The sequence below is a fragment of the Collinsella sp. MSK.8.10 genome (genome assembly GCF_019041915.1).
Taxonomy (GTDB): Bacteria; Actinomycetota; Coriobacteriia; order Coriobacteriales; family Coriobacteriaceae; genus Collinsella.
In genome coordinates, this window is the sequence record NZ_JAHPYF010000010.1 from 1 (window position 1) to 25,138 (window position 25,138).

The following is a 25,138-nucleotide window of genomic DNA, read 5'->3' on the forward strand; positions in this document are numbered from 1 at the left end:
GGGTCAGCCCGTGGGAGGCCAGGGCGCCGCTGACCGGTGGACGGCACCGAGCCGTACGCTTGAACTGAGAAGGGGGAGGCCTCGCGGCCTCCCCCTTTTTGCGTTATATACACGTTGTACTTTGGGACCTAGCTCCCCCGTATTCGCTCTTACTGTTTGGCTGTATTTTGAGTTCTTCTAGTGTATTTGAGCGATAATTACTCGCATTGGCGTTAGGGAGGGCTTGATGTTTACCGTATTTGTCTTGGGCAATATTGCTTCGGGTAAGTCGACTGCCTGCCGCTATTTCGAATCTCGTGGCGCTATGCTAATCGATCTGGATGAGCTTGCAAAATCGCTGTATGTGCCGGGCTCTGATATCGTCAATGCTCTCGCGGATGAATTCGGTTGGGACATTTTGGATGAGGATGGCGGCATTCGCCGCAACATCCTCGCTTCTCGAGCTTTTGCTTCTCCTGATTCGGTCGCACGGCTCAATGGCATTGTGCATCCCGTTCTCATTGAACAGCTTTCGCTTAGGATTCTCGATCCGGTTTGTTGTACGGTTTCATCTCCTCGTTATCGCTTTGCAGTGGTCGAGGTTTCTGCTCCGACTGGTTTTGAGGATGCATTTGGCTTGGCTGATGAAATTCTGGTCATCAGCGCCCCTTTGTCAGTTCGTCGCGAGCGCGCTATTCAACGTGGCATGGAGCCATCTGATTTCGATGCCCGTTCTGCTTGCCAGCCCGAAGAGTCTGCGCTGTGCAATCTCGCTACAACTGTGATTGACAATGCGGCAGACGATAACTCGCTCTTTGAACAACTGGACGCATGGCTTTCGCGCCATGGGTTCGGGGATGTAGTGGATAAGGAGGAGGCCGATGCCTAAGACACGTTTCCTTACGTGGTATCGCCTTATACCGCTGGTTGCCGTTTTTGCCTTCGGCCTTATTTCATTCGTTTACTCGTATGCTCCTGCCGCTTTCTTTAAGCCGCTGTATCCGATTGACTACGAGGCGTATGTAAAGCAATCCAGTATTTCGCATAATCTGGATCCGTATCTGGTGTGCGCTGTCATTAAGTCTGAATCGAATTGGGATCCCGAGGCCGAGTCGAATCAGGGTGCTCAGGGATTGATGCAGCTGATGCCCGAGACTGCCCAGGATATGATCGCCAAGGGCCTTGTCGACGGTGGCGAGTATTCGGCCGACAACCTTAACGATCCGGCTACGAATATCGAGTTTGGCTGTGCGTATCTCTCGTATCTTCTAGCGTATTTTAACGGGTCGACTGACAGTGCCATTGCCGCCTATAACGCCGGCATGGGCAATGTCGACGGATGGGCGCAGCAGAGTACGTCGCTTCATAATGCAATCACCTTTCCCGAGACGCAGGCGTATCTGATTCGTGTCAATAATGCCTGGGTTCGCTACAAGACCCTCTATCCCGATCGGTTCGTATAGGACTATGCCTGCCGCCTGCGTATACTGCAGATATATGAGTTAGGAGTATCCATGGCGGAATTTGAAGTAGAACGCGTTGGTGGTGAACTTAAGCGCTTTGGCGTTGAAGGCTCTGACGTGCCGTTTAAGGTCGTGTCTCCCTATGAGCCTGCCGGTTCCCAGCCTAAGGCCATTGAGTCGCTTGTGCAGGGCGTGAGGGACGGAGACCGCTATCAGGTTTTGCTGGGCGTGACTGGTTCGGGCAAGACCTTCACGATGGCAAAGACTATCGAGGCCCTGGGAAAGCCGACGCTGGTCATGGCTCCGAATAAAACGCTCGCCGCTCAGCTTGCGAGCGAGCTCAAAGAGTTCTTTCCCAACAACGCTGTGGTCTACTTCGTCTCGTACTACGACTACTATCAGCCCGAGGCGTATGTGCCGCAAAGCGATACATATATCGAGAAAGACTCCTCGATTAACGAAGAGGTTGAGATGCTGCGACATCAGGCGACCGCATCGCTGCTCTCTCGACGCGATGTGATCGTTGTCGCATCGGTCTCGTGTATCTATGGCATTGGCTCTCCTGAGGACTATGCGGGTCTGGCTCCAAACGTCGACAAGAAGGTGCCGCTCGAGCGCGATGACTTTATCCATGCACTTATCGACATTCAATATGATCGCAATGACTATGACCTGGCACGCGGCACGTTCCGCGTGCGCGGCGATGTTGTCGACGTGTATCCGCCTTATGCCGAGCATCCGTTGCGGTTTGAGTTCTTTGGCGACGAGGTCGAGCTGATTGCCGAGATCGATGAGGTCACCGGTGAGATGCTTCGTGAGTACGAGGCCATCCCCGTATGGCCGGCATCGCACTACGTGACCGAGAAGCCGAAGGTCAAGGCGGCTCTGAAATCGATCAGCGAAGAGTGCGAGAAGCGCGTGGCGGAGCTCAAGGCGACCGACAAGTTGCTCGAGGCGCAGCGTCTGCAGCAGCGCACCGATTATGATCTTGAGATGCTCGAGACGATGGGCTTTTGCAACGGCATCGAGAACTACTCGCGTCATCTGGACGGTCGCAAGCCGGGTGAGCCGCCGTTTACCCTAATCGATTACTTTCCCAAGGATATGCTCTGCATCATCGATGAGAGCCATGTGACGGTGCCGCAGATTCGCGGCATGCACGAAGGTGACCGCTCGCGTAAGGTGACGCTGGTGGAACACGGTTTTCGCCTGCCCTCGGCGCTCGATAACCGCCCGCTTCGTTTCGATGAGTTTGAGGCGAGGATTCCCCAGTTCATCTACGTTTCGGCAACACCGGGCGACTATGAGCTGCGGGTTAGCCAGAACGACGTTGAGCAGATTATTCGTCCGACCGGTCTGCTCGATCCCAAGATCGATGTGCGTCCGGTTCGTGGGCAGATTGACGATCTTGAGGACGAGATTCGCGAGCGCGTTGCCCGCAAGGAGCGCGTGCTGGTGACCACGTTGACCAAGCGCATGGCCGAGGACCTGACCGACCATCTGCTCGACGCGGGCATTAAGGTCAATTACATGCACTCTGATACGGCGACAATGGACCGTGTCGAGATCCTGCGAACGCTGCGCGAGGGCAAGATCGATGTCCTCGTTGGCATCAACCTGCTTCGCGAGGGCTTGGATCTCCCCGAGGTCTCACTGGTGGCAATTCTCGATGCCGATAAGGAAGGCTTCTTGCGCAACCGCCGTTCGCTGATTCAGACGATTGGCCGCGCGGCCCGTAACGCCGATGGCGAAGTCATCATGTATGCAGACGTTGTGACCGATTCGATGAAAGAGGCCATCGAGGAGACGCAGCGCCGTCGTGAGATTCAGATGGCATATAACGAAGAGCATGGCATTGTGCCCAAGACAGTGCGCAAGGCCATCAACGACATCTCAAGTTTTATTGCCGAGGCCGAAAAAACCGTGGGTTCCAAGGGGCGCTCGAAGGGCGACTCTCTTGGCCATGGCGCATTCTATACGCCCGATGAGTCGGGCGAGGGCGGCGTGCCGGAAACGGTGGCGCCCGAGCAGACACTTGCGGAGCAGATGGAAGAACTGCCGCATGACGAGCTTGTGCGGATTGTCGAATCCATGGAAGAGGATATGCGTAACGCTTCTGCCGCCATGGACTTTGAGGAGGCGGCGCGCCTGCGCGATGCCGTCGTTCAGATTCGGGCGATGCTCGAGGGCGCGTCTGAGGACGAGACGATCGAGCGCTTACGTTCACAGGCCCGCAAGGGTTCCACGTTCGCATCGGGCAGAAAACGCCAGGGCGCACGGTTTAAGAAATAGCGAACAGGCCCCGAGTTCCCTGTGGAGCTCGGGGCCTGTGTCTTTTGCGCACTGGAATTCGTGCGTTAGAGGTCTGCAATCAGGGCTTCGGCACAACGGATGCCGTCGGTGGCCGCGCTCATGATGCCGCCGGCATATCCAGCTCCCTCACCACAAGGGTAGAGGCCCGGGGTCGACACGGCATGGCACGTTCGGTCTCGGGTGACAGTGACAGGTGAGCTCGAACGAGTCTCCACGCCGGTAAGAACGGCATCGGGGCGGTCGTAGCCTCGTAGCTTTTTTCCGAGTAGGGGAAGTCCCAGGCGGAGCGACTCGACGATATGCTGCGGCAGGGCTTCGTCAATTGCCGTCCAGGTCACACCGAGCGGATAGGTGGGCTTTACCTTTCCGGGCGCCTTGCTGGCGCGTCCTGCGAGGAAATCTCCGACGAGTTGTGCCGGTGCGTTCCAGTTGGAACCGCCCAGGCGATAGGCGGCCGCCTCGCAGGCGCGCTGGAGCTCGATGCCGGCGAGCGGGTCATCGTTGGGAAGGTCCTCAGGCGTGACGTTAACGAGCAGGGCGGCGTTTGCGTTGCGTCCGTCGCGGGCATTGAGGCTGGCGCCGTTGACGCACAGGTGGCCCTGCTCGGAAGAGGCGGCGACAACCTGCCCGCCGGGGCACATGCAAAACGAGAACACGCTGCGGCCGTTGGGAAGATGGGCGACGAGCTTGTAGGGGGCTGCTCCGAGGGCAGGATGTCCCGCCAAGGCTCCATATTGGGCTCGGTCGATATCGCGCTGCGGATGCTCGATGCGAACGCCCATGGCAAAGGTCTTTTGTGCGAGGGCCACGTTGTGGTCCTTAAGGAGCTCAAAAATATCGCGAGCAGAATGCCCGCAGGCGAGGATGAGGTGCTTTGTCTCGATTGGCTCGTAAGCGGCGTCTTGGGACGATTGGACATCAATACCGGTGATGGCGCCAGACGCGTCGATGTGAATGTCGACGAGCTTTGTTCGATAACGGACGATACCTCCGAGCTGCTCGATGCGCTGGGATATAGCGGTGACAACCGTGGGAAGGATGTCGGAGCCAATGTGCGGCTTGGCATCCCACAGAATATCGCGGGGCGCACCCGCCTCGACGAAGGTTTCGAGGATAAGGCGATGGGCGGGATTTTTTGTTCCCGTATTGAGCTTGCCGTCCGAGAAGGTCCCCGCGCCGCCCAGACCAAACTGGATATTACTCTCGGGGTCGAGGATGCGCTCCTTTAGAAAGAGGTCGATCGCATGCGAGCGGCGAAATGCCGGGTCGCCGCGCTCGATGAGCAAGGGCTTAAGACCTGCTTTGGCGAGCGTTAGCGCGGCGAAAAGGCCAGCGCATCCGGCGCCGATGACGACGGGGCGCTCTTTGGGTGCGCCGGAAACGGGGAAGGGGAATGAAGGCTCATCGTCATCTATCGCGCGTACGTGCGAGCGGTCACGTTCGGAAACGCTGCCGACCGCCTCTCGCTCGAGGTGGGGACTGGTCAGCTCAACACGAAAGCTCAGGATAAAATGGACGTCTCGTTTTTTGCGAGCGTCGATTGACTTGCGGTGGAGCTCGATGGACTTGATCTCGGAGCCCTTGCAACGTAGGACGCGCTTGGCGACTCGCTTGCCAACAATGAGGCAGGCATTTTCATCGCCGGCTTCATCGAGCGACGCGTTGACTTGGGTGATTTCGATCATCGAGGTCTCCTTAGAGGCAAGAAAGAGGCCGTCCGGTATCCCAGACGGCCCGAATGCGTTTTTGATTATAGACTGCGCGGCTACAGGCTGCTTGCAGCGCGAATGCCCGAGAGCCATGCCCACGCAAGGTTAAAGCCTCCGCAATCGGCGTCGATGTCGAGCGCTTCGCCGCAGACGTAAAGCGGGGCGTCGACAACGCTGCGCGCGCGTAGACTGGGTGTTGAGATGCTCTCGACAGATATGCCACCACGCGTGACCTGCGCCGAGCGCTCCTCGGCGGTTCCTTCGACGAGCAACTTAAAGTGCTTGAGGATCGAGACCAGGTGGATGACATCGTTGGAGCCTGGATGGCACTGCTCGAACGCTGTGCAGACGACGCGGGAGAGTTGCGGGGCAAGCATACCGTCGAGCCAACGGGGATCGCGGGGCGAAAAGCCGCCGAGCAGCTCAACGCGCCGGTTAAGCATATCGAGCAACTCGTCTTTAGAGAGGTCGGGGAAAACGTCGAGCAGGATCGTATCGCCGCGCTGGATACGACGGGAGAGGTTGAAGACAGCGACGCCCGAGATACCGAAGGTTCGAAACAGGACTTCACCGTCTTCGTGCCAGAGCTCATTATGATTGCGGGCGAGCGTCAAGCGGGCGCGGACGCGCAGGCCATCCAACGTCTTGAGTGCCGCCCGATCGCCGACGACCGTTGCCGATACGGGGCAGAGGATGGGGCGCAGCGAAGTGAGGGGGAGGCGAAACGTATCGGCGATACCGGTGGGGTTGCCACCCGTGGCGATAATTACGGCATGTGCCTCCAGGGCCTCGTTCTTGCGAGGGACATCGGCGAGCGCTTTCCGAAGCGAGCGGAGCTCCGATTTTCGGTCGTCGTGCTTTTTTGCCTTGAGCGCCCGCGCTGGACGGTCTATTTGGAGTGCCCAGCCTTCGGAAGCTTTGTGTGCCGAGGCAACGTTGGCTCCGCAGATTAAGGTGATACCCAGGCGGTCGCAAACATTGAGAAGTGCGTCGCGCACCGATTCGGCGCGAAGGGAGCGCGGGTACAGCCGGCCTTCCTCGGAGGTTGTCATGATGCCCAGCGAGGAGAAGAAACCCATAAGCTCTTGTTCGGGTTGGGGGCCCATGACAGATTCGACGAATGCGGGGTGGTTATACCGCTGAGGATCAATCGATTCGTTGGAGAGGTTGCAGCGGCCGTTACCGGTCGCAAGGAGCTTAAGGCCGCAGGCGACATCGCGCTCAACGATGCAGACGCTTTTGCCAGCACGTGCGGCCGTAATGGCGGCGGCGAGGCTTGAAGCCCCGCCGCCGATTACCAGGACGTCATAGAAGGCGCTCGTGTTCACTTAGGCCTCGTTGGTCTCGTGCGGGGTAATAGCCTCGACGGCAGAGACTGCCTTGGGCAACATGCCATCGGGCAGCGCGGTCTCGACCTCGCCCTTATCGCAGGCCTCGGCGAGTGCCGGATTAATGGGAAGCGTGCCCAAGATGTCGAGGTTATAGCGCTCTGCGACCTCGGGGAGCTTGCTCTTGCCAAAGACCTCGATCTTCTTGCCGCAGTCGGGGCACTCAATATAGCTCATGTTCTCGACGATGCCCAGAATGGGGACGTTCATCTTCTCGGCCATGTTGACCGCCTTGGCGACGATCATCGAGACCAGATCCTGCGGGCTCGTGACGATGACGATGCCGTCGACGGGCAGTGACTGGAAGACGGTGAGTGCGACGTCGCCTGTTCCCGGAGGCATGTCGACCAGCAGGTAGTCGATGGGGCCCCACGAGGTCTCGCTCCAGAACTGCCTGATGGCGCCTGCGATGACCGGACCGCGCCAAAGGACGGGGTCGGTCTCGTTTTGGAGCAGAAGGTTGGAGCTCATGACCTTGACGCCGTGCTCGGAGATTTCAGGCAGCATGAGGTTGCCAAGGGCATGGACGTGGCGTCCGCTCATACCGAACATCTTGGGGATAGAGGGACCGGTGATGTCGGCATCGAGGACGCCGACCTTGTGGCCGTGACGGGCAAGCTCGGTGGCGATGGCACCGGTGACAAACGACTTGCCGACACCGCCCTTGCCGGAAAGCACGGCGATGACGCGTTTGACCTCGGACAGCGTGTTCTCCTCAAATTGCGACGGCGACGTTTGTCCGCCGGCGGCCTGTGCATGCTCGCAACCCATGTATGACTCCTTTGTATATGTTGGGGCCGGGGCCCCGTGATGTGACACGAGCGTCATTGTACCCTCGTTTGCGAGCGGGAGTCATTTGCGATGCATTTGGGCCGAGCGTGCTTGCAATACGATGGGTCCAAGCGAATGGGCGGGCTTACTGAACTTTGCTGGCGAACTCGAGGTATTGCATGCGCTGCAGCTTGTCGATCGTCGAGGCGTATGGGCTGTCTTCAGATTCCAAGTCGTAGCGCAGCCCGTCGGCACCAAGGTAGCCGGCGACATTGATGGTGGGCACATCTGACCTTGTTGCAAGCAGAGCCTTTTGATAGTCGGTGAGCGGGGCGCCGATCTTATTAAGGGTAATGGCTGCAATCTCGTTTGCCCCGACGGTGTCGTAGACGTTGAGCTCGGTATTGCCGGCGATTTCATAGTTAGCCCAGACAAAATATGTCGACTGATAGATACGGAAAGCGTGGCTTGCCGTATCTTCCTGAGGGTACAGCTCGTCGTTGAGAGTCGTTGCGGCGCTCGGCTGATGGTCGCCAAAAAAGACAAGGACAACCGGTCTGCCGATATTGCGGAGCTCGTTGATAAAGTACTCGAGGTCCCGGTCGGATGCGTCGATGCAGGTAAGATAGGTGTTGAGCGCGCTATTGGCACCCTCGCTGGCTCCCTCGACCCAATAGTTTGTCAGCTCCTCGGCGGGAACGGTGCCATAGTCGTAGCCGCCGTGATTTTGCATCGTGACGTCAAAGATGAACTGCGGGGCTTCGTCGGTTCTAAGCAGGTCGAGTATCTTGTCGTAGGTGGCGTAGTCGCATACGCCGGCATGGTAACAGGGCGCACCTTCGAAATCGCCGATTGAAAGAAAGTCTCCAAAGCCCAGCTGCTGATAGATTTTATCTCGATGGTAGTTGACGGGGTTTTGCGGGTGCATAGCGGTAGCGGTATACCCAAGCTCCTTAAGGTCCTTTGCCAGGCTGTTGACGCCATTCATCTGATATAGCTGATAGGGGATTTTGCCTAATCCGACAAAGGCCGTTGTCGCTCCGGTCAAAAATTCGAATTCGGAGTTCGCCGTTCCGCCACCGGCGACCGAAGCGAGCATGGTGCCGCGAACAAGTGTGTCGGGAAGCGAGTTGTAGAATGCGGGGCCGGTGTACCCGGCCGCCTGGAGCTGCTCAAAGCACGAAAGGTCGCTAAAACTCTCGTTCATGACGGCAACAATCGTCGGCTTGATTTCATTGAACTGGGCAACGGCCGCCGCGCGCTGCTCGCTCGAGCCATACGTGCTGTCGTAGGTGGCGGCGAGCTCCTGCTCGATGCTCTGCGCCTCATCGGGCGTATAGCCTTCGGGCTTCTCAATGGGCAACTCGTTGACCATTTCGGTGAACGAAGTGATAAAACCCTGAGACGCATACGTGGTGATGGGCTGCCAACGGTCAAATCCAAAATTCAGCGCCTGCTCCAAGTCGATGCTGGAAAAGCCCGAGAGCCCCACAACGGTCACTAGCAGAAAAGCGCAGAGGTTAGCGGCGATTGCGGGGAAGACATGGGTGGGCGTACGGAGCTTGTGCGGTCGGATAAGCGAAAGAAGCCCCAGGGAAATCTCCAGCAGGGCTAGAGAGGTTACGATTCCGGCGGTAAAGGTAAACTCGTATCCCTCGCTCACTTCCATTGCGGTGCCAAGGGCCAAGATATCGCTTGGCAGGATGGCCTCGCCTTTAAACGTTATGACGAAGTGCTCGGCAATGCCAAGGATGCAACAGACGACGGGCACGAGGGCCATGACGCCTCCATGACGCTGTCCCAGCAAATAAAGGGAGAGCAGAACCGTCGCGAGCAGCCCGACGGAAAACCCGAATGAGTTGGCGGGAATGCGATAGAACGTTTCGTTACAGGCAATTTCGAGTGAAACGAACGAGAGCGCTGAAACAGCGGCGATGACAAGGATGTCACGGCAAATACAGGCAACCGTTCCCGTCGCAAGATCGGTTTGGTCGATAAGTCCCGAAACCAAGGGCTCGACAAGAAGTATGACGGCGGTAGCACCGAGCGCCGAATAAGAAAGGACCCATAGGGAATTGTCCTCATTTACGAGCAATTGATTCGTAATCCATGCAGCTACCATGCCGAGCGGGATGAGGAGCGTCGCGCACCAAAAGACGCGGGCAATGGGCGGCTTTTCATTGTGTTTGATTGAAAAATATACGCGCACCACGACGATGGCCACGATAAGGACGGCGATGAATATGGGCAGATTGGCCATGTCGCTCGAAGTGATTTCAAGGGGGATATCTTCGGTCATGGACGTTCCTCTGTTACGGCAAATTAAGTTCAGTATTAGATTACTGTAACCTTTCCACGGCATTTCGAGAAACAAAGCGCCCGATACGCAAAGCTAAAGGTCTGCGAATCTTGTATTACGAACATCTGTGCGCGTCGAGTGCGCTAAACTCATCGGCAGTATGATTCGATGCAATAGGAGGCAAGGAGCTTCCATGTCTGATTCTTCTATCGTTATTCGCGGCGCTCGTGAGCACAACCTCCGTGATATCGATGTTTCCATTCCGCGTGACCAACTCGTGGTCATTACCGGTCTTTCTGGCTCGGGCAAGAGTTCGCTGGCATTTGACACTATCTATGCCGAGGGCCAGCGTCGATACGTCGAGAGTCTTTCGAGCTATGCGCGCCAGTTCTTGGGCCAGATGGACAAACCCGACTTGGATTCAATCGACGGCCTTTCGCCGGCGGTGTCGATCGACCAAAAGACGACGTCTAAAAACCCTCGCTCGACGGTTGGCACTGTAACCGAGATTTATGACTATCTGCGCCTGCTGTTCGCCCGTGTGGGCACCCCGCACTGTCCCGAATGCGGCCGCGTCATTGAGCGCCAGACGACCGACCAGGTTGCCGACAAGGTCTTGGCGGCGGGGGAGGGCCGCCGCGCGTTTGTGCTGGCACCGGTGGTGCGCGGGCGAAAAGGCGAGTACACCAAGCTGTTTGAGGACCTTCGCGCCGAGGGCTTTAGCCGCGTGCGTGTCGACGGCGAGGTTCGCTCGCTTGATGACCCTATCGATTTGGATAAGAAATTCAAGCACGATATCGAGGTCGTGGTCGACCGCATCGTGATTCGCGAGAACTCGCTGGGCCGTATTGCCGAGTCCGTTGAACAGGCGACTGCGCTGGCGCACGGCAATGTGAACGTATACTTGCTGCCCGACCGCGACGCTCCCGAGGGGACCGAAGGCGAGTTGCTGGAGTATTCGCTGGCGTTAGCGTGCCCGGAGCATGGACACTCCATCGATGACCTGCAGCCGCGTGATTTTTCGTTTAACGCTCCCTATGGCGCATGTCCTGAGTGCGACGGCCTGGGCTTTAAGAAAACCGTTGATGCCGAGGCGCTGATCGAGGACCCCTCGAAGTCCATTGCCGACGGAGTCTTTGGTAGCCTGTTTGGCAATTCGAACTACTATCCGCAGATTTTTGCTGCGGTCTGCAAACACTTTAAGGTGAGCGCTGATACGCCGTGGGAGGACTTGCCCCCTCGCGTGCGTCGTGCATTCTTGGATGGCCTGGGCGATACGAAGATCTCGGTCGACTACCAAAAGCTCGACGGACGTCGCAGCCAGTGGGATACCAAGTTTTCGGGCGTTCGCAACATCCTGTACGAACGCTATACCGAGACGACGAACGAGAACACCAAGGCGCGCCTGGAGAAGTACATTCGCGAGGAGCCGTGCTCGACCTGCCACGGCGCTCGTTTGCGCTCCGAGATGCTCGCCGTCACCGTGGGCGGTAAGTCCATTTACGAGGTTTGTTGCCTGTCGTGCCGTGAATCGCTCGAGTTTTTTGAGGGCTTGGAACTCACCGAGCGCCAACAGTTTATCGGCGGCCGTATCGTCAAGGAAATTCTGGAACGTCTGCGTTTTCTGGTCGATGTTGGACTCGACTATCTGACACTCGATCGCGCCTCGGCGACGCTTTCCGGTGGCGAGGCACAGCGTATTCGACTGGCAACGCAGATCGGCGCGGGTCTCATGGGCGTGCTCTATATTCTGGACGAGCCCTCGATCGGTCTTCATCAGCGTGACAACGAGCGCCTGATCAAGACGCTCGAGCGCCTGCGCGATATCGGCAATACCGTTATCGTCGTCGAACACGACGAGGATACAATCCGTGCCGCCGACTACGTGATCGACATGGGGCCCGGCGCCGGTGTCAACGGCGGGCACGTAGTCGCGGCGGGAACGCCTGCTGATATCATGGCGTGTCCTGAGTCGATGACGGGCGCTTATCTGACCGGCAAACGAATGATTCGGGTGCCTGATGAACGGCGCAAGCCCGGTCGCGGCTGCCTTAAAATTACGGGCGCTCGAGCCAACAACCTCAAAAACGTTACTGCCAAGATCGAGTTTGGTACGCTTACGGTTGTTACCGGCGTGTCGGGATCAGGCAAGAGCTCCCTGGTTACCGACACCATTGCGCCTGCCCTTACGAATGCTATTCACCGTTCGACGCGCCCCGTGGGTCCGTATAAGAAAATCGAGGGCATCGAGTGTATCGATAAGGTTATCGATATCGACCAGTCGCCGATTGGCCGCACGCCGCGTTCCAACCCTGCTACCTATATCGGCCTGTGGGATGATCTTCGCGCGCTGTTTGCGAGTACGCCGGAGTCGAAGGCGCGCGGCTACTCGCCGGGTCGTTTCTCCTTTAATGTGAGTGGCGGGCGCTGCGAGGCGTGCAAGGGCGACGGGCAGATCAAGATCGAGATGCACTTCCTTCCCGATATCTATGTTCCCTGCGAAGTTTGCGGCGGTAAACGCTACAACCGCGAGACACTCGAGGTCACCTACCGTGGCAAGACCATCTCGGACGTGCTCGACATGAGCGTCACCGAGGCGCTGGCCTTCTTTGGGAATATCCCGCAGATTAAGCGCAAGCTCCAGACGCTGTACGATGTAGGCTTAGGCTACGTGAGCCTGGGCCAGCCCGCCACGACGCTCTCGGGCGGCGAGGCGCAGCGTGTGAAGCTCGCCAAAGAGCTTCATCGACGCCAGACGGGCAAGACGTTCTATATTTTGGACGAGCCGACGACCGGGCTTCATTTTGAGGACGTCCGCCAGCTGCTCGATGTGCTGCAGCGCTTGGTCGATGCGGGCAACACGGTGCTGGTGATTGAGCACAACCTTGATGTCATCAAGGTTGCCGACCGCCTGATCGATATGGGTCCCGAGGGCGGTAACGGCGGCGGAACCGTCGTGGTTTCGGGTACACCGGAGCAGGTTGCGGACTGTCCGCAGAGTTATACGGGCAAGTTTTTGGCGCCGTTGCTCAGGCGTGACCGGGAGCGCCAGGCTCAACTTGATGCTCAATAAATAGGCGATTCAGTTTATGGGCGCCATCGACTCCTCGTGATTCGATGGCGCTTGCTGTGTCGAAGTGACGTATGCTGCCGAATTGGACATATACTTAATCTTTGCGTCCGAATGCGAGGGAAAGGATATGTCATGGCAAAGGCTGTAAAGACGCCAAAAACCAATGCGATGCGCGAGCTGGAAAGTGCCGGCATTTCCTATGTTCTACATACGTACGAAGACGATGGTGATGAGTCGGTGGGCCTGGGGGTCGCGATTTCGGAGCAGCTTGGCGAGGAGCCCGGTCAAGGATTTAAGACTTTGGTCTGCGTGACACCGTCCAACGACTATGTCGTGTGCTGCATCCCTGTTGCCGACGAGCTCGATCTAAAGTCCGCCGCGCGTGCCGCGGGGGAGAAGTCCTTGGCCATGATGCATGTGAAGGATTTGCTTGCGGCGACTGGCTACGTTCGCGGCGGCTGCAGCCCGGTCGGTATGAAAAAACGCTACCGGACGCTCATTGATGAGACATGTGTCCTTTGGGATACCATTTTTATTTCGGGAGGCAAGCGCGGTTATCAGCTCGAGCTTGCACCCGATGATTTAATTGCATTTTGCGGGGCGACGGTTGCCGCGATTACGAGAGAGGACTGAGCGATGCCGCAGGAAGAATTGAAGCGCGGAGCTCATTTTGCAAGAGAATCTGCGCCTCAGACACCCTCGTCCGAAGCTCCTTCGTCGCGAGATGACACTGACGACATGGGCTCGTCGGACTACTCCACGGTTGGTCGTTCCGCCGGGCTTATGACCATCCTGACCATCGTGTCTCGCGTCACCGGTTTTATCCGCACGTGGGCAATGGCGGCCGCTATCGGCATGTCGCTACTCTCGTCCTCCTATCAAGTCGCCAACAACCTGCCCAATATGCTCTACGAACTCGTGATGGGCGGCATGCTCGTGACGGCGTTTTTGCCCGTGTACATGGGCGTGAGGCGTGAGCAGGGTCGCGAGGCCTCGAACGAGTACGTGGGCAACCTGCTCGGCATTCTGCTTTTGGTGCTGGGTGGCATTTCGTTGCTGGGGACCGTGTTCGCCCCGGGCTTTATCTGGACGCAATCGTTCCTTTCGGGTGACGGCGGCAGCATGGATACCGCTGCGTTCATGTTCCGTTTCTTTGCCATCCAGATTCTGTTTTATGGTTTGGGCTCGGTGTTCTCGGGCGTTCTCAACGCACACCGCGACTACTTCTGGTCGACGTTTGCCCCGGTCCTCAACAATGTGATCGTCATTGCGAGCTTTATGGGTTTTGCGCCCGTGTCCGCACAGTTTGGCGAACGTGCCGGCATCATCTTGATTGCGGCCGGTACGACCCTCGGTGTCTTTGTTCAGATGGCATGTCAGATCCCCGCGCTTGGCAAGCACGGCGTGCATCCCCATATCCATATCGACTTTAAGGACCCCGCACTGCGCCAGACGATTGCGCTCGGTATCCCGACGCTGCTCGCCACGGTGTGCATGTTTGTCTCGACTTCTATCACCAACGCTGCCGCGCTGGTGGTCCAGCCCGAGACTGGTCCTTCCGTCATCGCCTATGCGCGCCTGTGGTACACGCTGCCCTACGCGCTGATTGCCGCCTCGCTTTCGACGGCGCTCTATACCGAGCTCTCTCACGACGCACAGGAGAAGGATTACGACAGCGTTCGCACGGGCATTTCGCGTGGCGTCGCCCAGATGCTGTTCTTCCTGATTCCGTTCGCGCTGTACCTGATTGTCTTCGCACGTCCGCTCAACATGATCTACTGTGCTGGCAAGTTCGATGAATCCGGCGTGACGCTGGTGTCCGAGTACCTTGTCTACCTGGCGCTCTCGCTGCCGCTCTACGGCGTGGTCGTGTTGATGCAGAAGAGCTTCTCTGCCTTGCTCGACATGAAGCCCTATAGCCGCTATTGCCTGTATTCCGCCATCGGCCAGGCCGGCTCGGTTCTGCTGTTTGGCGTTGTGCTGGGCTTCGGTATGCCGGCAATCGCGCTTTCGTATGTCGTCGATTACGTGATCTTGGTCGGTTGCTCGCTGTGGTGGCTGCGTCGTCGTCTGCGTGGCCTTCAGGTCAAATCTATCCTGCATGGCGGTTTCTTTGGCCTTTTGTTCGGCGGCCTGGGTGCTGCCGCAGGCGCCGGCGTCATGTGGGCGCTTGAACACTTTGTCGGGGCACTTGGCGGCTCGATTCTGATTACTCTTGGCTACGTTTGCGTTGCGGGTGTCGTCTCGCTTGCTGTTACCTTTGGCCTTGCCGTTGTCCTTAAGATGCCCGAGGTCTCGGCGCTGCTTCGTCGCAAGTAGGTGCGTGTGGCCGGTCACGACAACATTCCAACACTCGCCGAGCAGGTTTCGCGCGTTCCCACGCAGCCCGGATGCTACCTTTGGAAAGATGCCAAGGGCGATGTCATCTACGTTGGCAAGGCGAAAAACCTGCGTTCCCGTATGCGCCAGTACGTGACGCTGCAGGATGAGCGCCAAAAAATACCGCTCATGATGCAATTGGTTGCGAGCTTTGACTACATCGTTGTCGAAACCGAGCATGAGGCGCTTGTACTCGAGCGCAACCTGATCGGCCAGTACCATCCGTACTTTAACGTCGACCTCAAGGATGACAAGAGCTACCCCTTTATCGCCATTACAAAGGGCGACCTGTATCCCGCTATCAAATACACGCGTGAGCGTCATAAGCCGGGAACGCGCTATTTTGGACCCTATACCGATAGCCGTGCGGCACGTGAGACGATAGATACGCTGCGCAAGGTTATCCCCATCTGCTCTGCATCCTGTGCGGAGTGGCGTCGTTGTCGCCGTATCATCGAGTCCCACAAGGGCGAGGAAGACATCGTCAATATGATTTGCGCACAAAACGGGCGTCCCTGCTTCGACTACCATGTCGGGCGCGGGCCGGGTGCGTGTGTCGGCGCGATTTCCCCGGCAGACTATGCCAAGAACGTCAAGCGTGTCGAGCGCTTTTTGTCGGGCCATCGCAAGGATGTCGTCGACGAGCTGACTTCCGAGATGGCGGATGCCGCCGAGGCACTCGATTTTGAGCGCGCGGCACGCGTCAAGCGTCGTTTGGAGGTCATCAGGGGTCTGGACGACCGTCAGCAAGTCGTTTTTCCCTCCAGTGTCGATATCGATGTCATCGGTTTCTATCGCGAGGAGACCATCTCTGCCGCTTGCGTCTTTGTCGTGCGTGAGGGCCGAACAGTTCGCACCTGCGAGTTCATTCTCGACAAGGGTCTTGATGTTGACGAGGAAGAGCTCCAGTCGGGCTTTCTTAAGCGCTATTACGACGAGACGGCTGATATTCCAGCTGAGATAAACCTCTCTGTCGAGCTTGAGGATGCGGAGGCGCTGGGGGAGTGGCTTGCAGGTAAGCGCGAGCGTTCCTGCCATCTCCATAGGCCGCAGCGTGGCGAAAAGCACCGTTTGCTCGATATGGCATCCAAAAATGCGCGCCATGCCCTCATGCGCTACATGATGCGAACGGGGTACGCTGACGACCGCACCAATCAAGCGCTCCTAGAGCTCGAAAGCGCGCTGGCGCTGCCGGCGCCGCCGATGCGTATCGAGTGCTTCGATATCTCGACGCTGCACGGAACCTTTACCGTCGCCTCGATGGTGGTGCTTACCAACGGGCGCGCCGACAAGAGCCAGTACCGTCGTTTTAAAATTCAGGCCGAATTGGACGAGGCAAACGACTTCGTGTCGATGTCCGAGGTTTTGGGACGACGCTATGCTCCCGAGCGCATGGCCGACGAGCGCTTTGGCTCGCGCCCCGATTTGCTCGTTGTCGATGGCGGTAAGCCGCAATTGACCGCTGCGATCAAGCAACTTGAGGCTCTTGGGCTCGATATACCAGTTTGTGGCTTGGCAAAGGCCGATGAGGAAGTTTTTGTGCCTTGGGACGAGACTCCCGTCGTGCTGCCGACCGGGTCCGCGTCGCTCTATCTAATTAAACAGGTACGCGATGAGTCCCACCGATTTGCCATCACGTTCCACCGCGAGTTGCGCGATAAAGCCATGACGGTTTCGGTACTCGATGACGTTCCGGGCGTGGGACCCACCAGAAAACGTGCCCTTATGCGCCATTTTGGCTCGATGAAGCGTTTGCGCGCGGCGAGCGAGCAAGAGATCGCGGAAGTTCGCGGCATACCTGCCGATGTTGCCAAGGCGGTCCACGAGGCGCTCGTTGCATGGAATGCCGAGCGCGCCCAGACATCGGCCAACCGTTCCGAAAACTAAATGCGCTTCTAAACAACTGATATACATGATTGCGCGATTTTCAACCATTTATTACGCCATGATTGCCTGCTGGTTTCGGGTTTTATTAACGCTAAAACGTTTGACTAACCCAAGCGAAAACCCTGCTATCCTGCGGGTTGACGAAGACTGATATCTCACCTCGCCGATACATACTGTCTGGCGAATCGTTTGTCAACGAATTCGGTGAACGGTAGTAAATACCGTTCAAGCGTATGTATGTATCGGTCGCCGAGCGCGGCACCTCAGTTGGGTTCGTCGGTAGGTAAGGTATATATCGTCCGCAAGTTGCGCGGGGGCAAGTCTAGGTGCTCCCGAGTAAGATTCTCTATTGATAGGAGAAGACATGGCCATCATCAACAAGGGTATGTCCAGGCGTTCGTTCCTCGGCCTCACCGGCAGCGTCGCTGCTGTCGCAGGGCTTGGTCTCACCGGCTGCGGTGGCAGCTCTAGCGACGAGGGTTCCGCTTCCGGTTCCACCGATTCCGCCAACCGTGGCGGCGGCGTGATCACCGCTGGTTCCGCTTACGCTCCGTCCAGCTTCGATCCCGCCAGCACCGGCTCCGCTGTGGGCCTGGGTGCTAACTGGCACGTCGTCGAGGGCCTCTACGGCATCGATTACCACGACTACAGCACCTTCAACGAGCTCGCCACCGACGATCCCAAGTCTGTGGACGACACCACTTTCGAGGTCACCATCCGTAAGGGTGCCAAGTTCTCCGATGGCACCGAGGTCACCGCTGACGATGTCGTTGCCTCCTACACCGCTTGCGCCGCTTCCGCTACCTATGCTCCGTTCTTCCAGCCCTTCGAGTCCATCGAGGCCAAGGACGCCAGCACCGTGACGGTCAAGACCAAGGTCCCCAACTTCTCCCTGCTCAAGGATCGTCTGGCCATCGTCCGCGTTACCCCGGCCACCCAGACCGAGGAGGATCGCGCCAAGCAGCCGATCGGTTCCGGCCCCTGGATGTACGACTCTATCTCCGATACCGAGATCACTCTGGTTCCCAACCCCGAGTACAACGGTGAGTATGCTGCCGAGGATAAGAAGATCCAGTACAGCATCCTGACCGACCCCACCGCTCGCGTTACCGCTCAGCAGGAGGGCTCCACGCTCGTTATGGAGCTCGTTACCGCTGACGCCGTCGACCAGCTCGAGAGCGCCGGCTGCAAGATCGATAACGTTCAGGGTTTCGGCACCCGCTTCATCATGTTCAACGTCGCCAAGGAGCCTTGGAACAACGTCAAGGTCCGTCAGGCCGTCATGTATGCGCTCGACACCGAGAAGATGGTCAGCAACACCTTCGCCGGCCTTGCCACCGCTGCCAGCTGCTACCTGCCCAAGAGCTTCACCAACTATCATGAGGCTTCCACGGTGTACAAGACCGACGCCAAGAAGGCTAAGAAGCTCATCGAGGAGTCTGGCATCACCCCGGGTGCCATCACCCTGCGCACCACCGACAACGAGCAGATTAAGGGCATGGCCGCCCAGGTCAAGAACGACCTCGACGCTCTCGGCTTCGATGTGACCATCCAGACCGATACCTCGCCGGCTACCTACGCTGCCATTGACGGCGGCGAGGCCTACGATATCCTCCTTGCCCCTGGCGATCCTTCCTGCTTCGGCGCTGATCCCGACCTGCTGCTCAACTGGTGGTACGGCGACAACGTCTGGATGCAGACCCGTTGCCCGTGGAAGGAGTCCGCTGAGTGGCAGAAGCTCCACGGTCTCATGGACGAGGCTCTTGCCGCCGAGGGCGACGAGCAGCAGAAGAAGTGGAACGAGTGCTTCGACATCATTGCCGACAACGCCGTTCTGTACCCCGTTGTCCACGTCAAGACCGTCTCCGCTTCCTGGGACGATCCGTCCACTGCGCCCAACGGCGAGGCCCTCGATGGCTTCAAGGGCATCGGCACGACGAGCATGTCCTTCAGGGGCGTTGCGACCGTCAAGGCGTAAGACTCGCTTGAGTCTGTATGCAGGATGTCGGTCGTTGGGATCGTATCCTCATAGTTGAAACAAAGACCCGGGCGGCAACGATGTCGCTCGGGTCTTGTAATGAGTATCCGTACTCATATACCAGTTGGTCCTACCGACAAAAGAAAGGGGAGAGAACGTGAACAACTTGCTACGTTTGATTGGAAGGCGTCTTGTGGCGCTGCCGATTATGGCATTGGGCGTCACCGTCCTGGTGTTCTTCCTTATGTCGTTCTCCAAGACCGACCCCGCCTACACGGCGTTGGGTGACGGTGCCTCGCCCGAGGCGGTTGCCGAGTACCATGAGAAGTATGGTCTGGACGACCCCTGGCCCGTGCGCTACGTGCGCTATATGGGCGATTTGATCCATGGCGACATGGGCACCTATGGTGCTGCTCGCAACTCCGTTGCCAAGCGCATCTCCACGGCCCTGCCCGTCACGATGCAGCTGACCTTCATCGGTCTTGCCATCGGTGCGGTCGTTTCGTTTTTGCTCGGCGTCATCGCGGCACTGTATCGCGACAAATGGCCGGACCAAGTGATCCGCGTCTTTTCCATCGCCGGCTTGGCAACCCCGTCGTTCTGGCTTGCCGTTCTGTTGATCCTGCTGTTCTCTTCCTACCTTAAGGTGCTCCCGGCATCGGGTGCTCTGCCTCACTTCACCACGAATCCGGTTGGCTATCTGGGACGTATGATCATGCCCGCCATCGCCTTGGCATTTCCGCTGACGGGCCAGATGACTCGTATCGTGCGTACCGCCATGGTCGAGGAGCTCGACAAGGATTATGTCCGTATGGCTCGCGGCGCCGGCGTTCCCGAGAAGGTCGTCGTCGGCATCAACGTTCTTCGCAATGCGCTGATCACCCCGGTCACCACCCTCGGTCTTAAGATCGGTTACCTCATGGGCGGCGCTGTCGTCATCGAGGTTATCTTCAACCTCCCCGGCATGGGCACCGCGATTCTGCAGGGCGTTCAGGGCAACGAGGCGAACCTGGTTCAGGGCGTCGTCATCGTCGTTGCTCTCGCCTTCATCATCATCAACATCGTGGTTGACATGCTCTACCTGCTCATCAACCCGCGCATCAGGACGGTGTAGATTATGGTAAAGATTCGAGAGAAGCAAACCGAGCAGCTCGAGAAGGCTGCCTCCAAGGGGCTCAAGCTCGGTGGCTGGAAGAAGATGACGCTGTCTTCTAAGATTGCCGCCGTCGTGCTGGTGCTGGTCGCCCTGACTGCGATTCTGGCGCCCCTTCTTGCCCCCTATAGCCCGGTCGAGATCTTTACGGCTCGCCAGGCTCCCGGCAACGGATTTATCTTCGGTACCGACGATAAGGGTCGCGACATTCTGTCGCGTATGCTCTACGGTGGTCGTTACTCGCTGATTATCGGCTTTGGCGCCACTGCCATGGCTCTGGTCTGCGGCTCGGTCGTGGGCGCCCTTGCAGCGGTTTCGCGCAAGGCCGTCTCCGAGACGATCATGCGTATCTTGGACATCATCATGTCCATCCCGGGCATCGCCCTCGCGGCCGTCTTCGTCTCCATCCTGGGCAACTCCGTGCCGTCGATCATCTTCGCCATTGGCTTTATGTACACTCCGCAGATTGCCCGTATCGTGCGCGCCAACATCGTGTCCGAGTACGGCGAGGACTATGTTCGTGCGGTCATCGTTTCCGGCGCCAAGGCTCCGTGGATTTTGATCAAGCATGTTCTGCGTAACTGCATCGCCCCGATCATGGTCTTCACCGTTACCCTGGTCGCCGACGCCATCATCTTCGAGGCCTCGCTGACCTTCATCGGCGCTGGTATCCAGGAGCCCACCGCTACCTGGGGCAACATCCTCGCCGACGCCCGCGGCGGCGTGCTCGCTGGCCGTTGGTGGCAGGCGCTGTTCCCGGGCCTGGCCATCATGATTACCTGCCTGGCGCTCAACATCCTCTCCGAGGGCATTACCGACGCTATGGCCGCTGCCCCCTCCGCCGCCCTGGATCCGACCGATTCCTCCAAGCGTCGCGAGGCCGACCTGCTGGTCTCCGACCCCGTTCGCGCCTACAAGGAGCAGGCCCAGTCCCTCTCCGCTCGCCTTGGCGCCCTGCGCGATGTCGAGCTCAAGCGTGACGATCGCCATGTGCCCGACGAGTCTGTCGAACCGATTCTCTCGGTCCGTGACTTCTGTATTCAGTTTGAGCATCACGGTGATATCAACGTTGTCGACCATGTCAACTTTGACGTCCGTCCTGGTCAGACCATGGGCCTGGTGGGCGAGTCCGGTTGCGGTAAGTCCATCACCACGCTGGCCATCATGGGCCTGACCGACGATGACGAGCACCTTTCCGGCGAGGTCCTCTGGGAGGGCCGTGACCTGCTCAAGATGAGCAAGAAGGAGTGGTTCGGCCTGCGCGGTACCGATATCGCTATGGTCTATCAGGACGCCCTGTCCTCGCTCAACCCCTCCATGCTCATCTCTGCCCAGATGAAGCAGCTCACCAAGCGCGGCGGAACCCGTAGCGCCGAGGAGCTCCTGGAGCTCGTCGGCCTCGATCCCAAACGCACGCTCGAGAGCTATCCGCACGAGCTTTCCGGCGGCCAGCGTCAGCGTGTCCTGATCGCTATGGCCCTTACCCGCGACCCCAAGCTGGTCATCTGCGACGAGCCCACGACCGCTCTGGACGTTACCGTTCAGAAGCAGGTCATCAAGCTGCTCAACGATCTTCAGGCCAAGCTCGGCTTTGCCATGATCTTCGTTTCGCACGACCTGGCGCTGGTCGCCGAGGTCGCCCATAACATCACGGTTATGTACGCCGGTCAGGTTATCGAACAGGCGCCCACCAAGGAACTGCTCACCAACCCGATCCACGAGTACACCCGCGGCCTTCTGGGCTCCGTTCTGTCCATCGAGAGCGGTTCGGGCCGTCTGCACCAGGTGCCCGGCGCCGTTCCGAGCCCGCGCGATTTCCCCAAGGGCGATCGCTTCGCGCCCCGCTCGAGCCATCCGCGCATCGGCCTGGACACCCGTCCGGTCTTCAAGCGCGTGCCCGGCACCGAGCACTTCTATTCCGAGCTCCCCGACGAGGTGCTCAAGGCAAATGGTTTGACCCCTCACGCGGAGGTGATGTAGATGAGCGAGACCGCAGTCAACGGCGTCGAGCCGATCATCTTCCTTGATGACGTCCACGTCACCTTTAGGACCCGTACCGGCTCGATTCTCCACCCCAACCTGGTTCACGCCGTCCAGGGTGTAACGATTAAGCTCATGCCCGGTCAGACGATCGGCATCGTCGGCGAGTCCGGTTGCGGTAAGTCCACCACCGCCAACGTCATGTGCGGCCTGCAGGCCCCCACGAGCGGCAAGGTCTACTTTAAGGGCAAGGACGTTACCAAACGTACCGCCGAGGACCGTCGCCACATGGGTCGCGTCATCTCGGTCGTGTTCCAGAACCCGGCCACGGCGCTCAACCCCCGCATGGTCGTTCGCGAGCAGCTGCTCGACCCCATGCGCGTCCACAACCTGGGTACCGAGGCCGAGCAGGAGAAGCGCGTCAAGGAACTCTTGGAGCTCACCGGTCTGCCCAGCTCCGCTGCCGAGGTTCTTCCCGGCCAGCTTTCGGGCGGCCAGCGCCAGCGCGTCGCAATTGCCCGTGCCCTGTCGCTGAACCCCGATGCCATCATCGCCGACGAGCCCACCTCGGCTCTGGACGTTTCGGTCCGCGCGCAGATTCTGAACCTGCTGACCGACCTTAAGAAGGAGCTCGGCCTGGCCATGGTGTTCATCAGCCATGACATCCAGACGGTCCGCTATATCTCTGACGACATCATCGTTATGAATGGCGGCAGGATCGTCGAGCAGGGCGAGGCCAAGCAGGTCTTCCAGCACCCCCAGGACCCCTACACCAAGATGCTGCTCGGCGCTGCGCCGTCGCTGCTGCACCCCAAGCTCGGCGAGTAGCCTCGCTTTCCCTCCCGTGCGCCCGGTTCCCTTGCCGGGCGCACCTCCGTTGCGATTTCGAAAGGTTGGGTTCACGAGCCATGCCAAGTGCTCAGGAGCTACAACATCAATTTGGTGAATATCGAGGCGCCATGCCCCGTCCATCAGATTTCGATCTCTTTTGGAAGGATCGCATGGCCGAGGCCGACGCCGTCGGGCTTGACTATGCGATCGAGACGGCATCGGTCACCGATGCCGCGACCTGCCAGCTTTTCGACCTCTGGTATACCGGCATGTGTGGCGCTCGCCTGCATGCCAAGTACCTTAAACCCGTCTCGGACGAGCCCGTGCCATTGGTGCTTCAGTTTCATGGGTATCCGGGTGCAAGCCGCAGCTGGTTTGAGCAGGCGTCGTTTGCGGGCATGGGCATGGCACTCATCGCCCTCGACTGCCCCGGCCAAGGAGGTCCCTCCGAGGATATTGGTGGATTTGAAGGCACGACGGTTGCCGGGCATATCGTTGCCGGTATCGACGGCGACCCGGCCAATCTCTACTATGTCCGCCTGCACCAAGATATTCGCATCCTGTGCCGCATCGTTCGCGAGCTCGAGGGCATCGATCTTTCCCGTGTGTTTGTGAACGGCGCGTCGCAGGGCGGCGGTTTGGGCATTGCGACCTGTGCGCTTAACAGCGAGCTTATCAATCGCGCCGCCATCCTCTATCCCTTCCTGTCGGATTTCCGTCTGGTCTGGGATTTGGATGCCGACGACATTGCCTACGAGGGCCTGCGCTATTGGTCTCGCTGGTTTGACGAGGACTCGACTCGTATTGACGAAGCCTATGCCAAGCTGGCGTACTTCGATTCCAAGAACTTTGCCCCTATGGTCAAATGCCCCGTGCTGTTTGGCACGGGCACAGCCGATATCGTCTGTCCTCCGGCGACGCAGTTTGCGGTCTACAACAACCTGACCTGTGAAAAGCGTCATGAGTTCTTTGAAGGCTTTGGCCACGAGGAGATTCAGGATTTTGACGATCTGATCATTCCGTTTTTCTGTAAGGGAGGGGAGGCTCATGTCTAAGTGCGAGAGCAATATCGATGAGCTGATTGTCCCCGAGCTTGCGGGAATTGCTGGGACGGTTTCGTCAAGGCTCGCAGAATATCGGGACTGGCGCGGTGATGTCCAAGCAGATGTTTCCGATTTAGAGACATGCGCTTCGAATCTTGAGATTCAAGGTCCGGCCATTACGGCGATTGACTTTGTTAATCCCTGCGCCCGTTACTCGGAGGTCTCCTTTGAGCTCGGTGACGATGCGATTCACGCTCGTTTGATCGAGCCTGTCGGTCGTGCCCGAGTATCTGAGCGCGTGCCGCTGTGCCTGATGTTCCACGACATCGATCGGCCTGTGCGCGGCTGGCATCACATGACGAGATTTGCCGCCATGGGGTATGCCGTGCTTGCACTGGATGACGATGTTGCTGGTGCGGACGACCTGCAGAGGGGGATTTCTTCGCCCGCTTTTGTCGAGCGCGTCCGTTGGGGTTGCGCGCTGGCGAAGGTGGCGCGCAATCTTGATGGCATGGACCCCGACCGCATCTTTGCATGGGGTGAGGGTCTTGGCGGCGGAGTCGCGCTGGCGGTTTCTGCTCTGGACGAGCGGGGCCTCGCCTGCACGGCGGTTGCCAATCCGCTTCCTGACGGCCTCGAGGCGCTGTCGTCTCGGGTGCGCGGATCGGTGCTCATGGGCACATCGCTTATGGATACCGTGAGCGATCCCAAGGATCAGTTTGCCGTATTCAACGGTCTTGAGTGTGACCGGAGGCATATCATCTATGCCAAATACGCTCACGAGCGCATCAATGCGTTCGAAAACGAAGTCGTCGACTTCTTTAACCAAACGTTCTACCCGTGTTCTTTGGCCTAGACGGCCTGGACACTGCCAACAAGAGTGGGCGGCATA

17 protein-coding genes are annotated in these 25,138 nt (G+C 58.5%); 13 read left to right on the plus strand and 4 right to left on the minus strand.

What is annotated here, in order from left to right; all coding sequences use genetic code 11:
- Positions 1-226: 226 nt before the first annotated feature.
- Genes coaE through uvrB form a run of 3 tightly spaced genes read left to right on the plus strand, consistent with a single transcriptional unit; the run spans position 227 to position 3,734 of the window.
- Complete coding sequence (gene coaE, locus KTF55_RS09285; protein ID WP_161145582.1) at positions 227-868, plus strand: dephospho-CoA kinase; 642 nt, start codon at positions 227-229, stop codon at positions 866-868.
- On the plus strand, positions 861-1,442 hold the full coding sequence (locus tag KTF55_RS09290; protein WP_217108451.1) for a lytic transglycosylase domain-containing protein: 582 nt from the start codon (positions 861-863) through the stop codon (positions 1,440-1,442). Before coaE ends, KTF55_RS09290 begins: the two co-directional genes overlap by 8 nt.
- Positions 1,443-1,493: 51 nt before the next feature.
- Positions 1,494-3,734 (plus strand): excinuclease ABC subunit UvrB, encoded by a 2,241-nt coding sequence (uvrB, locus tag KTF55_RS09295; protein WP_161144828.1) that lies wholly within the window; start codon positions 1,494-1,496, stop codon positions 3,732-3,734.
- Positions 3,735-3,799: 65 nt separating this feature from the next.
- Here the strand turns inward: uvrB and KTF55_RS09300 are convergent, their stop codons facing one another.
- The 4 genes from KTF55_RS09300 to KTF55_RS09315 form a co-directional block, all read right to left on the minus strand.
- Entirely contained in the window at positions 3,800-5,440 is a 1,641-nt protein-coding gene (locus KTF55_RS09300) for an NAD(P)/FAD-dependent oxidoreductase (RefSeq protein WP_161144829.1), read from the minus strand.
- An 80-nt stretch (positions 5,441-5,520) separates the two neighbouring features.
- On the minus strand, positions 5,521-6,792 hold the full coding sequence (locus tag KTF55_RS09305; protein WP_161144830.1) for an NAD(P)/FAD-dependent oxidoreductase: 1,272 nt from the start codon (positions 6,790-6,792) through the stop codon (positions 5,521-5,523).
- Entirely contained in the window at positions 6,793-7,623 is an 831-nt protein-coding gene (locus KTF55_RS09310) for an Mrp/NBP35 family ATP-binding protein (protein ID WP_217108452.1), read from the minus strand.
- A gap of 145 nt (positions 7,624-7,768) precedes the next feature.
- Positions 7,769-9,922 carry an LTA synthase family protein gene (locus KTF55_RS09315; protein ID WP_217108453.1) on the minus strand — a complete coding sequence of 718 codons (2,154 nt, stop codon included), beginning with the start codon at positions 9,920-9,922 and terminating at the stop codon, positions 7,769-7,771.
- A 193-nt stretch (positions 9,923-10,115) separates the two neighbouring features.
- On the opposite strand from KTF55_RS09315, the gene uvrA reads away from it, so the two are divergent.
- From uvrA to KTF55_RS09365, 10 genes are all read left to right on the plus strand, one after another.
- Complete coding sequence (uvrA, locus tag KTF55_RS09320) at positions 10,116-12,995, plus strand: excinuclease ABC subunit UvrA (protein ID WP_217108454.1); 2,880 nt, start codon at positions 10,116-10,118, stop codon at positions 12,993-12,995.
- A 132-nt stretch (positions 12,996-13,127) separates the two neighbouring features.
- On the plus strand, positions 13,128-13,628 hold the full coding sequence (gene ybaK, locus KTF55_RS09325; RefSeq protein WP_006236166.1) for a Cys-tRNA(Pro) deacylase: 501 nt from the start codon (positions 13,128-13,130) through the stop codon (positions 13,626-13,628).
- A gap of 3 nt (positions 13,629-13,631) precedes the next feature.
- A complete protein-coding gene (murJ, locus tag KTF55_RS09330) occupies positions 13,632-15,314 on the plus strand; it encodes a murein biosynthesis integral membrane protein MurJ (protein ID WP_226790592.1) in 1,683 nt (560 codons plus the stop codon).
- Positions 15,315-15,320: 6 nt separating this feature from the next.
- The gene (gene uvrC, locus KTF55_RS09335) at positions 15,321-17,261 is read left to right on the plus strand and encodes an excinuclease ABC subunit UvrC (protein WP_367303221.1); all 1,941 of its coding nucleotides are present in this window, start codon (positions 15,321-15,323) and stop codon (positions 17,259-17,261) included.
- A gap of 364 nt (positions 17,262-17,625) precedes the next feature.
- Positions 17,626-19,239, plus strand: a complete 1,614-nt coding sequence (locus KTF55_RS09340) for an ABC transporter substrate-binding protein (protein ID WP_035138897.1) — start codon at positions 17,626-17,628, stop codon at positions 19,237-19,239.
- A 157-nt stretch (positions 19,240-19,396) separates the two neighbouring features.
- Complete coding sequence (locus KTF55_RS09345; RefSeq protein WP_035138896.1) at positions 19,397-20,353, plus strand: ABC transporter permease; 957 nt, start codon at positions 19,397-19,399, stop codon at positions 20,351-20,353.
- Between the two features lie 3 nt (positions 20,354-20,356).
- Positions 20,357-22,372: a dipeptide/oligopeptide/nickel ABC transporter permease/ATP-binding protein gene (locus tag KTF55_RS09350; protein ID WP_035138893.1), complete on the plus strand. Its 2,016-nt coding sequence runs from the start codon at positions 20,357-20,359 to the stop codon at positions 22,370-22,372.
- Complete coding sequence (locus KTF55_RS09355) at positions 22,373-23,200, plus strand: ABC transporter ATP-binding protein (protein WP_117848735.1); 828 nt, start codon at positions 22,373-22,375, stop codon at positions 23,198-23,200.
- An 80-nt stretch (positions 23,201-23,280) separates the two neighbouring features.
- Positions 23,281-24,258, plus strand: coding sequence for an acetylxylan esterase (locus KTF55_RS09360; RefSeq protein WP_217108456.1), 978 nt, complete (start codon positions 23,281-23,283; stop codon positions 24,256-24,258).
- Positions 24,251-25,102, plus strand: coding sequence for an acetylxylan esterase (locus KTF55_RS09365; RefSeq protein ID WP_217108457.1), 852 nt, complete (start codon positions 24,251-24,253; stop codon positions 25,100-25,102). The genes KTF55_RS09360 and KTF55_RS09365 overlap by 8 nt, the downstream gene beginning before the upstream one ends.
- The last annotated feature ends 36 nt before the right edge of the window (positions 25,103-25,138 follow it).